The 12,356-nt window shown below is 28.1% G+C and carries 12 protein-coding genes; 2 read left to right on the forward strand and 10 right to left on the reverse strand.

Features of this window, described 5'->3' with window-relative positions; genetic code table 11:
* Nucleotides 1–164: 164 nt before the first annotated feature.
* The 10 genes from KQI89_RS06485 to KQI89_RS06530 form a co-directional block, all read right to left on the reverse strand.
* On the reverse strand, nt 165–758 hold the full coding sequence (locus KQI89_RS06485) for a GNAT family N-acetyltransferase (protein ID WP_216456390.1): 594 nt from the start codon (nt 756–758) through the stop codon (nt 165–167).
* A 243-nt stretch (nt 759–1,001) separates the two neighbouring features.
* Nucleotides 1,002–1,688 (reverse strand): metallophosphoesterase, encoded by a 687-nt coding sequence (locus KQI89_RS06490; protein WP_216456391.1) that lies wholly within the window; start codon nt 1,686–1,688, stop codon nt 1,002–1,004.
* A 7-nt stretch (nt 1,689–1,695) separates the two neighbouring features.
* Nucleotides 1,696–1,962 carry an EscU/YscU/HrcU family type III secretion system export apparatus switch protein gene (locus KQI89_RS06495; protein ID WP_032122272.1) on the reverse strand — a complete coding sequence of 89 codons (267 nt, stop codon included), beginning with the start codon at nt 1,960–1,962 and terminating at the stop codon, nt 1,696–1,698.
* Between the two features lie 44 nt (nt 1,963–2,006).
* The gene (locus KQI89_RS06500) at nt 2,007–4,097 is read right to left on the reverse strand and encodes a hypothetical protein (protein WP_216456392.1); all 2,091 of its coding nucleotides are present in this window, start codon (nt 4,095–4,097) and stop codon (nt 2,007–2,009) included.
* Nucleotides 4,098–4,344: 247 nt separating this feature from the next.
* Entirely contained in the window at nt 4,345–5,565 is a 1,221-nt protein-coding gene (gene tyrS, locus KQI89_RS06505) for a tyrosine--tRNA ligase (RefSeq protein WP_216456393.1), read from the reverse strand.
* Nucleotides 5,566–5,807: 242 nt separating this feature from the next.
* Nucleotides 5,808–6,218 carry a hypothetical protein gene (locus KQI89_RS06510; RefSeq protein ID WP_032122275.1) on the reverse strand — a complete coding sequence of 137 codons (411 nt, stop codon included), beginning with the start codon at nt 6,216–6,218 and terminating at the stop codon, nt 5,808–5,810.
* 372 nt (nt 6,219–6,590) lie between these two features.
* Complete coding sequence (locus tag KQI89_RS06515) at nt 6,591–7,661, reverse strand: sensor domain-containing diguanylate cyclase (protein ID WP_216456394.1); 1,071 nt, start codon at nt 7,659–7,661, stop codon at nt 6,591–6,593.
* 38 nt (nt 7,662–7,699) lie between these two features.
* Nucleotides 7,700–8,191: a YajQ family cyclic di-GMP-binding protein gene (locus tag KQI89_RS06520; protein ID WP_032122277.1), complete on the reverse strand. Its 492-nt coding sequence runs from the start codon at nt 8,189–8,191 to the stop codon at nt 7,700–7,702.
* A 107-nt stretch (nt 8,192–8,298) separates the two neighbouring features.
* Entirely contained in the window at nt 8,299–9,435 is a 1,137-nt protein-coding gene (locus KQI89_RS06525) for a Ger(x)C family spore germination protein (RefSeq protein ID WP_216456395.1), read from the reverse strand.
* Nucleotides 9,425–10,822 carry a spore germination protein gene (locus KQI89_RS06530; RefSeq protein ID WP_216456396.1) on the reverse strand — a complete coding sequence of 466 codons (1,398 nt, stop codon included), beginning with the start codon at nt 10,820–10,822 and terminating at the stop codon, nt 9,425–9,427. Before KQI89_RS06530 ends, KQI89_RS06525 begins: the two co-directional genes overlap by 11 nt.
* Nucleotides 10,823–10,913: 91 nt before the next feature.
* On the opposite strand from KQI89_RS06530, the gene KQI89_RS06535 reads away from it, so the two are divergent.
* Entirely contained in the window at nt 10,914–11,987 is a 1,074-nt protein-coding gene (locus tag KQI89_RS06535) for an endospore germination permease (protein WP_216456397.1), read from the forward strand.
* Nucleotides 11,988–12,143: 156 nt separating this feature from the next.
* A complete protein-coding gene (locus KQI89_RS06540) occupies nt 12,144–12,311 on the forward strand; it encodes a zinc-ribbon domain-containing protein (RefSeq protein ID WP_032122280.1) in 168 nt (55 codons plus the stop codon).
* Nucleotides 12,312–12,356: the final 45 nt, after the last annotated feature.

Below are 12,356 nucleotides of genomic sequence, written 5' to 3' on the forward strand. Positions count from 1 at the left end.
CCACATCTCCTGTTATATCGTTATATTTATATATTACGATATATTGATATTAATGTCAATATTTTTAAATACAATAAAAGACTATTCCCTTTTAAGAAATAGTCTTTTAAACACCATTTAATTAGTGATTACCTTAATTTGTTATAAAAAAGTTAATTTAAAAACTATAGTACTTTAGCCATTTTTATTATTCTATTACCAAATATATTTCTATCATAAACTAATCTATAATTAATTTTTCTATAAAATTTTGCTACATATTCGTCCTTTGCTAAAAGGGTACATCTGGAGTAATTATTTTCTTTTGCAAGTAATTCTGCCTCTTCCATTAATATCTTTCCAATACCTAAACCTCTAGCTTTATTATCTACAGCTATATTAGCTATATAAAGATCTCCCTTGTTGCACTCTTTAATAACAGAAAACTTCAGTTCATTTAATAAAAAACCCACTTTTCTTTTAAACCCTCTAAGATTTTTTAATATGGCTAAATCAGTTTTTATATTACTATATTCTAATTCATTATATGGTATTGTTACAAGTACACCTACCACTTCTCCATTATGCTCAGCAATTTTAGAATAGCTTGAACTATACCTTGAATTATGATTTCTAATAAGATCTTTTATTATATTTAGATTTTCTTCTTTACTCTTACCTCCCCATATTTGCTCTGGTTCGTTCTCAGTACTATAAATTAATTCAGCCATAATACTACTGTCACTATCTTGAGCATCTCTAATGCCCGTACTACCCATGATTTAAACCTCCCTGGTTATCTAAATAACCTTTACTTAATACCATTATACTCTGTTCCAAAGAGCTATTTAACTCATGTTATTGCTGAATTTTCATGTACAAAAGAGACTTATTTAAAATAAACCTTTAATATAAAAAGCACAATTAAGTACTTAAAATCACCTTAAGAAGTACCCATAATTCCTTGCTTTAACTCATATAAAAATCAGGTAGGCAAAGCGCCTACCTGAAATAATATTTTATTATAAAATTGTTACAGGGTTAAAATCTATATAATCACAGGATGTCATTATATATTCTATACCATCTTTATATCCATTTAAAACCCTATTTAAAGCAGGTCCATGCAAATGGCCATATATAACCTTAGATACCCCATATTCTTTAAATATCTTGGTAAATTCAGATTCTTCAAATCTTTCATTTGTAGGAGGATAATGAATCATCACTATTATCTTCTTGTATCCCTTTTTAACAGCCATATCTAAAGATAATTTAAGTCTTATAACCTCTCTTTTATATATTTTTTCATCATGACTTGTATAATTATCTCCTCCTGGGCAGTTCCATCCTCTAGTGCCACAAATAGCCCAATCCTCATAATTAAAAAAATTATTCTGTATAAAGTTCATATTCTGAAACATAGAATTAAGCTTTGTAATACTAGTCCACCAATAGTCATGATTTCCCTTAATAAATATTTTTCTGCCAGGTAGTTCACTTATCCATTGCAGTTCTTTTAAGCTTTCCTCCATAGTCATAGACCAAGATATATCCCCTGCAATAAGTACTGTATCCTCTTTTGTAATTTTATTTAACCAATTATTTTTTATTTTTTCATCGTGTTTAAACCACTGATCTCCAAACACATCCATTGGCTTATCACCACTTAAGGCAAGATGTAGATCAGATATAGCATATAAGGCCATTTCTCACTCACCTTTCTCCCACAAGTTTATCTATATCAGCAACATAAGCTATTATCTCTGCTACAGCTTCATAAAGCTCTGAAGGTACATAGTCACCTACATCAACATTATTTAATAAGTCAGCCAATTCTTTATTGTAAACTACAGGGACATCATTTTCCTCTGCTTTTTCTAATATTTTATCTGCTATCTGCCCCATACCTCTAGCTGTAACAACAGGAGCATCATAGGAACTTTCATACTTAATAGCAGCTGCTTTCCTTCTTTTTTTCACAGTTAAACCACCACCTTAAGAGCTAAACTTAATGTTTTAAATTTTTAAACCATAACATTTAAAGCTGTAAAATCACTATCATTGAAAAATTCTCTGCAATTTATTATATCAGAAACAACCTGCTTTTTAGAAACTTTAATTTCGCACTGGTACCCTAATCCTTCTAAAGACTCCACTAAAACTTGTTTTTTCTTGTTTAATATATCCGTAAATTTCTCATGAGATTTTATCTCTAAATTCATAAAATTATTTTTTACTTTTATAAATCCATCCACTTCTCCTAAAAACTGAGTCTTTACAGTGACTACCATCTTAACATCCTTTGAATCAATTTTTTTACCCTCTTCTCGCTTATCTTTTATGATTATCTTACAAGGATACTCGCTATAATTTAATGATATAGGTAAGTTCATATAATAGTATTGATTTGAAATTGTATTAAATACTTTGAAATCACTTATATTATCTCTTATAATTGATAATATATTATTAATATTATCTTTCCCCTCTAAGGATTTATTTAATATACTTTTAATTATATTTTTCATATCTTCAGTTTTTATATTTATTTGATTTTTTACTGCCTCTGCACCCTCTTTTAATAGTTCATTAGATATAGTATTAGCTACTTTTTCTTGAATTAAGCTTTTATCTTTAGAACTTTCTACTCCTAAAAGGGTTTCACTATTTTCTACCACAGTTGAATTTAAAACTTCTCCTAAATTTTCTTTTAACATATTTAACCCATCATGTTTTTTTGCATCCTTCACAAATTCCATTAAAAATTTTACAGTTGCATTAGAGCTTAGCCCTTCCTTACTTTGAATATTCAAAATCTTAGCTATACTTTCTTCACTTAAATTATCTAAAATTGATATGCTTTTAGACATATCTTCCGACACATTTGATAAAACCTTTTTGAAATTTGTAAGAGATTGTGCTTCAGTTTTTTCTTCCATAAAAGCAGTTAGATTATTTATTTCATTTTCCGTTAAGATAAGCTCTTGAGGAAACATATTTTTTATTTCAAGCTTTAGTTGATCTTTATAATTAGAAATCTGTTGTTCTCCTATATCCACAAGTAAAAAAAGATTTTCAAAATCCTGTACATTAAATTCCCCTTTTGCGATATATTCCAACATATCATCTATATTTATTTTTCCTATTTTACAAAATTCATCTAAATTATTTAGCAAGTTATTTTTTGTATACCTATTTAATACAGAAGTTAAATCAGACAAAGAATCCTTATTAATATTCATATCCATTTTTAGTACATCTTTTATACCTTGAGATAAGATATCTTCTACTTTTTTCTCATCAAGAGTTCCCCTTTCTATAACTTCTGCTTTTGGTACTTCTAGTTCTTCTATCTTTACTTCTTGAACTTCCTCAAGAATTGTTGGAACCTCTTTACTATTATTACTTTCTTCTAACATTTCATCTATGTTTTTTAATAGAGCATAAAGGTCACTATCTCCTTTGAACATATTTTTAAAACTTTGAATACTTTCTTTATCTAGTGGGATATCATTTTCTATAATAAAAAGCAAATCATCTATGGATATATCCTTAAGCTCATTAAAAAATTCTTTTAATACTTTTTCAATCTTCTTTCCTTCAGTACTATTTATATCTATAGATTTACTATTTAAATATTTAGCTATAAAAGCCGACTCTTTTTGCGGATCAGATAATATCTTTTCTTTAAAATCTACTAAATTTTTTATTTTTGAAATGTTCTCCTTATTTAAATCTATATTATGCTTTAGCATTTTAATTAAAAGAGCTCCATCTTCCTCTGATAATCCGTTCTCTTCTAATATAGAGTTAATAGAACTCGCAATATTATCTTCAGAAGCACCTTCTCCTTTTAAAGCCTTTATCTTAAGTTTACCATCTTCAAATCCTTCTACAACAAATCTTTTTATACCTCTGTAGTCTAGATCAATATCCCCTTCTACTTCAGCACTAAATTGCCAACCATCTATTAATCTTAAAGAAACCTCTTTCTTAGAATCTCCAGTTCCTATCACTCTTGCTGAAAACTTCTCTCCTGTTTGAAAAGTTAGCTTTGATGTAAATTTTTTATTGGTACTTCCGTAAGGATTATTTACATTAATTATATTTTGCATAGCTTCATCCTCCAGAGTTAAATTTCATAATTATTACTATATTATCGTATAAAAATAGAATTTCTGAACATGAACAACTCACTTTACTTATAGATATTATATGTAAGAAATCCTTATTAATAATATTTAAACTTTCAATGGAAAGAATCTTAAACTTTAGCTTAAATAAATATAAAAAACTACTCTTTTTTGAAAGAGTAGTTTAAAATTGTTTCTTAACCTTAATACTTAATAAATATATTTTTAATTACTGTATTATTATCTTATGATAATTTTTCTTTCCTCTTCTAACTAGAGCTATTCCATCTTTAAAATCTTCTTCCTTTAGTGTGACTAACGTATCCGTAATTTTTTCATCATTTAAAGATAATCCATTTTGTTGAATTAATCTTCTAGCCTCTCCCTTAGAAGGAAGTATTCCCTTATTAACTAATATCTCTACTAAAGTAGAATTTAACTCTTCTTTGCTTATAGTAACTGTAGGAACATTTTCCATGTTTCCTCCGCCACCAAAAAGAGCCTCTGCTGCGTTCTTAGCTTTAGTAGCTTCCTCTTCTCCATGAACTAATTTAGTAACTTCATATGCTAAAACCTTTTTAGCTTCATTTATTTCTGCTCCTTGAAGATTAGATAATCTTCTTACTTCATCCATAGGTAAGAAAGTCAATAAGCATAAACATTTTTCCACATCTGCATCGTCTATATTTCTCCAGTATTGATAAAAATCATAAGGTGAAGTCTTTTCACTATCAAGCCATAAAGCTCCATTTTCTGTTTTACCCATTTTCTTTCCTTCACTATTTGTAAGAAGTGAGCATGTCATAGCAAAGGCTGATTTTCTTTCCTTTCTTCTTATAAGCTCAACTCCAGCTATCATATTAGACCATTGATCATCTCCACCTAACTGCATAGAGCATCCATATCTTTTGTTAAGCTCTAAAAAGTCATAGCCTTGCATTAGCATATAGTTAAATTCTAAGAAAGACAATCCTTTTTCTAATCTTTGTTTAAAACATTCTGCTGTAAGCATTCTATTTACTGAAAAATGTACACCTATATCTCTTATAAACTCAACATAATTTAAATTTAAAAGCCATTCTGCATTATTAACTAATATAGCCTTTCCCTCTGAAAAATCTATAAATCTTTCCATTTGTTTTTTAATACTTTGAACATTATGCTCTATTTCTTCTTTTGTAAGCATTTTTCTCATGTCAGTTTTTCCTGAAGGATCTCCTATCATGGCAGTTCCGCCACCTAATAAAGCTATTGGTCTATGTCCTGCCTTTTGCATATGTGCCATAAACATAAGTGCAATAAAGTGACCCACATGTAAACTATCTGCTGTAGGGTCAAATCCTATGTAAAAGGTTACTGGTTCCTTTTTTAATAGCTCCTTTATCTCCTCTTCATGGGTCATTTGTTTTATGTATCCTCTTTCTAATAATGAATCAAAAACACTTGTCATCTTATAACTCTGCCTACCTTTCTTTCCATTATATCCATTAAGAAATATTCTATCACATATATTCTAATAGCCGCAACAGTTAAACTCTTCTTAAAGCTTATTTAAAATATTAAAATCTTTTGCAATTTACTGATTTATATGGTGAAAAATAAACCGATTAAAAAACTTAATTTTTTAATCGGTTTATTTTGCAAAGGATTTATCTTTAACAGTTTGTTAACTGTAAAATAAGCTTTTTAAACTTAAGCTACATATTTTTTAATAAATTCTGGCATAGCAGCGCATTGACCATTAATATTTATATAAAACTCCAACTTATAATTGTGAGCTAGTTTTTCCATCTTTAAAAACAAATGTGCCGCATCTTCTAAATTTCCAGAGACAACATTACACAATCCATCAATAAAGATAGTTTCTATATCATAGTCCTCTGAAAGTATGCCGCACAAAAAACCATACAGTTCATCATAATCTTTTAATTTAAAATCTTCAGTAGTGATCATTCTGATTCTAGAATCCAAATCAAACATAGGCCTTCTATCATCATCTATATATATGACAGTTCCTTTTGCTTCTTCTGCTTTATTGTTTGCTCGTTCTATTAAAGCCTTAGTTTTTCCTGTACCTCTTTCACTACAAAACACATGTATCATTTTAACCACCCCTTCATTATATTTCAGGTGAAAAATATCCTGTTAATACGATTATATAATATTCAGAATATTTTTTCAATATTGCTTTTAAACTTAATAATTTATTTACATGTTATTTAAAATAATCTATTTCTTGATAAATAATTAAAAATTTTTTCCTCTATCCTTTATTAAAAAACTTGTTTTTTAATTTGTTTTTAATAGAATTATTAATTTTTTCCTATCCATATATATTTTCTCCTAATTTACCTATAATATACTATACCTACAGTAAAGTATATTATAGAAAAACTAAATTGTATTGTAGATGAAATAGTTTGAATAAATAAAAAGGGAGAATCCCATCTCTTTCAAGAAAAGTTCCTCCCTTATCTATATATTAACTAAAACTTTATTTTTGCCTGATCTTTTTCCTTCATATAATAACTCATCTGCTACTTGAAGCAGTTTGTTTACATCTCTTCCATCTTTAGGGTAATAAGATATTCCAAAGGTTGCTGTTATTTTATAGTTATTTTGCCTTAAGTCCACTTTATTATCCTTTATATTTTTTCTTATAGAGTCTATCTTCTCATAAACAGCTTTAGAGTTTTCTGCCTCTTCAATATATAATACAATTTCCTCTCCCCCATATCTAGCCACCATATCCTTTGGATTTAAATTATCTTTTATAAGTTCTACCGTGTTTAAAAGAACTGTATCTCCAAATTGATGTCCAAAACGATCATTTATATTTTTAAAATCATCTAAGTCTATCATGACAATGGCGAAGATATCTTTTTTTGATTTATTTATTTTTTTCTCTACAAAATCAATAAAATATTTTCTTGTATATATTCCAAGTAGCGGATCCCTTTTAAGTTGTTCCTGTATCTCTTTATAAAGAAAACTATTTTCAATTGCTATAGCAATTTGATTTGCTATAGAGGATATAAATTTTATGTGGTCATAGCCAAAAAAGTTCCATAGGGTATGTTCTAATATTATATAACCTATGAATTTATCTCTAAGTTGTATAGGCACTCCTATTATGGAATGTAAATCTATTCTATCTTCTGTCTGAAAAAGTGGCTCTTTACAGTTTAATATAAAAGGCTTACCATTTTCGATTCTTTTAATATACTTATTTTCCATAAGTATTAATGAGGAATCTTGAATATTACTAGCTTTCATAACCATCTCTCCATTTACTTTTAAATAAACAGATGAATATGTTACTCCTAATATGCCTATTATCATATCATTTATCATAGGTATGAGATTTTCATCACTTAAATATGAGTTTATATACTTACTTATCTCTACAATATTTACAAGAGCATCCATGTTCTTTTCTAATTGTATATTTTTCTCACTGAGAAGTTGTATCTGTGTTTCTGCAAAATTCTGATAAGTTTCAAATTCTTCCAATACCCTTTCATACTTTTCCTTATAACTATCCATTTCTTATCTTCCCCTAAACTAGGATTTCATAACAATACTTACCTATAGTTAGTGAATTGAAGCTCTAAATCAAAATCTTTTCCTTTTAAAAGAGCTATTACCGCTTGCAAATCATCCTTATTTTTCCCTGTAACTCTTAATTGGTCATCAAGTATTTGCGTTTGAACCTTTATCTTGCTAACCTTAATTTCATTAGCTATGGTCTTTGCCTTTTCTTTGGAAATCCCATTAACTATTTTTGCTGTTTGTCTTACTGTACTTAAACTAGAATCCTCCATCTTTTGAAAATCTAAAGCCTTTGGAGATATACCTCTTTTTATAAACTTAGATTTTAATATTTCTATTACAGACTTTAGTTTAAATTCATCATCAGAAATTATTTTTATCTCATCTTTACCAAGTTCAACTGTTGATTTACTACCTTTAAAATCATATCTTTGACTTATTTCTTTCAAAGTTTGATTTATAGCGTTATCTACTTCTTGCATATCAACCTGTGATACTATATCAAAAGAATAACTATTTGCCATACTTCTCTACCCCTTTTCTTATATATGGTAATAAATATAGTTTAAAATATTTCTAATATATAATCAACTACTACTTTTTTAAATATCTAAATAATAAAGTGAATATATCAAAGTGAATTTAATATACTATTAGATCCTTCCACAAAAACCTCTACATTTATATCTATATCTGTTAAATACATATAATTATCAGGTATTTCTATCTTAGGATATTTTCTACTTAATTCCTGTTTTACTTCAAATATATCTATATTCTTATTTTTAAATCCTTCAAAAACCATCTTACTGTATTTAGCTATATTATATTCCGAATTTTCTTTTATTTTACTTAATTTTTCTGAATCCACTTTTAACTCACCTTGCACTTCCCCAATACTTACCTTTATCTTTATATCTTTTTTTAACTTAATTCTTTCTCCCTCAAACTCTATTTTGCTCTTTGTCTTACTTTTTAATATCTCCAAGGTTATATAATTATCTGGCTCATCAGGATTTGTTATCTCTAAAGTCCCTCTTTTCACAGTGTTATTTAAAAAATTATATGCCTGACCTTGATCTCTTGACATAATCTCAACTAATTTATCATCCTTTATGATTGCCCCTCCATTTATTTGAATTACCTTTGATAAACCTTCATGATCTATATCTATAGTTGTTAATACAGTAGTTTTGCTAGGCAAAGTTCTTTTTAAAAGATATTCTGCTAAAGTTATATTTACAGCTCTTGAAGATACTCCTACATTTTGAATTAAATCATTCAAAAATATTCCTATATACTCCTCTGCTTCTATCTTAAGATTCATAAGTTCCTCTGGCTCTCCTGTATATATATAAAGATAAGGTCTTACTAAAAATTCCTGATCCCTCTCTAGAAGATCTATATATTTATCTATACCAAACTCCGCAGCATTTTTAGTAAATATTAAAGCTCTATTTTGAGTATAATTAATTATAAAAGAGGACTTTAAGTTAATATTCCTGGAAGCTTCAAATATTGTTTTACCAATCCCTTTAAAAAGCAATCTTTGTCCTTTTTCTGAGGCACTAGATGCACTTCTAAAAGGCTTAAAGGCTTCCAGATATATTATTATATTTTTATCTTTATCTACATCAAATAAAATAGCTGTAACAAAGGCCACTCTATTAACATCCCTATAATTAAAGCATCCACATAAACTTGAAGATAATAAAATAAAAATAAGGACTTTAACAATATTTTTTACTATTAATTTTCTATTTATCATTTACATCATCCTTGAAAAATATATTATTAGATATTTCACTTAATGGTTTTCTATAAAAAGTATCTTTAAATTTTAAAGTTCTTACAGTTCCAAAGGGAAATAAATAAGGGTATCCACAGCTTGTTAAAGAAGCTAAATGACTTATAAGCACAAAAAATCCCATATAAAATCCTGGTAACCCTAAAAGAGAACCACAAATCACCAATCCCATAGACCAAACAGATATGGCCCCATATATATTAGGAATTAAAAAATAGGATATAGTACTTATAGCTACAATAAGTATGGTAATCTGTGAAGCTAGACCGGCCCCCACTGCAGCATCTCCTAAGATTAAAGCTCCCACAATACTCATAGCTTGACCTATCGGCTGTGGTAATCTTATACCAGCCTCTTTTATTAATTGAAAAAATATCATCATCATAATTACTTCAATTACTGTAGGAAAAGGTACTCCTGCCCTAGATACTGCTAATCTAAATACAAAAACTGAGGGTATTAAGGAAAAGTGGTATGTAACAATTGAAAGATATAATCCAGGCAAAAAAGTAGCTATAAATAGCGCTATATATCTTAAAACTCTCATAACGTTACTGTAATACCTATTAGAATAGTAATCATCCTGAGTTTGGAAATTTTCCACAAAAAAATGTGGAGCTGTAAGTGCAAAAGGGCTTCCATCTACCAATATTGCCACTCTACCTTCCATGATTTTAGCTATTACTCCATCTGGTTTTTCACTATATCCTATAGTGTCAAATAATGTGTGATTATGTTTTAGTTTTTCTTCAATATATGATGTGTCCAATATAAAGTCATCATCTATTTCTTGCATTTTTCCTTTTATATAATTTACAAGCCTTTCATCAGCTATGCCCCTAACATAAATTAGTACCACTGAAGTTTTAGATTTACTTCCTAATATTGAAGGCTCTACTCTAAGTTCTTGGGTTTTTAACCTTTTTCTTAAAAGACATATATTATCCACCAGGGTTTCTGAAAATCCTTCTCTAGGTCCTTTTATTACGGATTCAGTTATGGGTATATTTATCCCTCTTTTAGCGTACATTTTTGAATCACAATAAAAAGCAATGTCTAGCTCATCAAATATAATAACCACATCCCCTGATAGGATATGATAAAGAGCATCATTTTGATCCTTTACCTTTTCAAAGGTATTTGAATCTACTATGTTTTCAATATTATTGATACTTATATTTTCTTTATTTTTTCTTATAGGTTCAATTATATGTTCACTTATAAAATTTTTATCGCTTAAGTCGTCAATAAATACGACTATTGTGTTTCCCAATGCACTTTTTATATGTCTAAACTTAATATCTATATTTCCGTCTAGTTGTTCTTTTATATATAAATAAATACTCATATCATCACCTAAAATTATTATTATCATCTTTTAGTTTAATATACCTAATCTTGTTAATAATAATAAGTAACTATTATTATTGAGGTGAACTATGAATAAAATATCTGCAAAACATTTTATGTTTTTAATATTTGGAACAGCTATTATGTCACTAAAAACCTACCCCTCAGTATTTGCAGCCCACAATGGAAGGGATGTTTGGATTGCTACAATAATAGCTTCCATTATCTTTTATATTTATTATAATTACATAATTTCTATATATAATTATGATGTTTCCATTAGTATAAAAGGAATTTATAAAAAAGCCTTCGGAAAATACTTAGGATGTATACTTTTATTTTTTTATGCTTTAAACCTATTACTAAGTTCAATAGAATCTATGTCTATAGAAATAAGTGCAATTCATGCTAATATATTCATAGAATCCCCTCCTTGGTATATAGGATTAATACTAATAATTCCAAGCTTATATATAGTAAGAAAAGATATGAGAAGCATCTTAATAGTAACTATAATAGCCTTAGGACTTATGCTTTTATCGGGAGTGTTAGCGGAAATATTGGTTGAAAAATATAAATCTTATAAACTTTTACTTCCTATAATGCAAAACGGCATAACCAAGGATTTTATATTAAGTATAATTAAAATAGTCTCTGCTTATGCTAGCATAGCAATAACCTTGCCCTACATATCTAGCGTAGAAGATAATAAAAAATTAAAAAAATACACTATAATAGCTTTGATTATAACAAGTATAATAGAAATATTTTCAATAATGGGGTTAGTTGCTACCTTTGGTCCTCTAAGAGATACCAATATATTTTATCCTAAACTTATTCAAACTCAGAGAGTTAGCTTTTGGAGATTTATTGAGAGCGGCGATTTTCTTATATTGATGGAAATAATCGGCGGGTGGTTTATAAAATTTTTATTGACTTTTAAAACTTTTTGTTATGTAATCGAACAGCTTTTTGAAACACGAATAAGTAAGTATTTTTCTTACATAGTTATAGTTATCATATATATCACATGCTATTTTATTACAAAGAATAATTATAAATTATTCCAACTACTAAACCACTATTTATACATATGTTTATTCAATTATTTATTAGTACCTATAGTAGCTTTTACCCTATATAAAATTAGGTCAAAGCCTTAATTTTTTATTGAAATATTAGTGCTATATGATATAATATTCCTATGAGCTTTGCTCTATAATTATTGGGTCCTAATTTAATAAGGTAATTTCCCTTCCTTAGATCATGGGAAGAAGTTATCTGTAAATTAACCCTATGATCACAAGGAGGTTTGTAAAATGGAAGACAAGAACATAGTTTGTAAAGACTGCGGAAAAGAATTCGTATTTACAGTAGGAGAACAAGAGTTTTTTAAAGAAAAAGGATTTGAAAACGATCCAGTAAGATGCCCTGAGTGCAGAAAAGCAAGAAAGGCTGAAAAAAACTCTAGAGAAAGAAGATATTAGGATATTATTTTCTCGTATGTTTAGGACTAATCTGATATTCAGATT

It is taken from the genome of Clostridium simiarum, from assembly GCF_018919175.1.
Lineage (GTDB): Bacteria > Bacillota > Clostridia > Clostridiales > Clostridiaceae > Clostridium_L > Clostridium_L simiarum.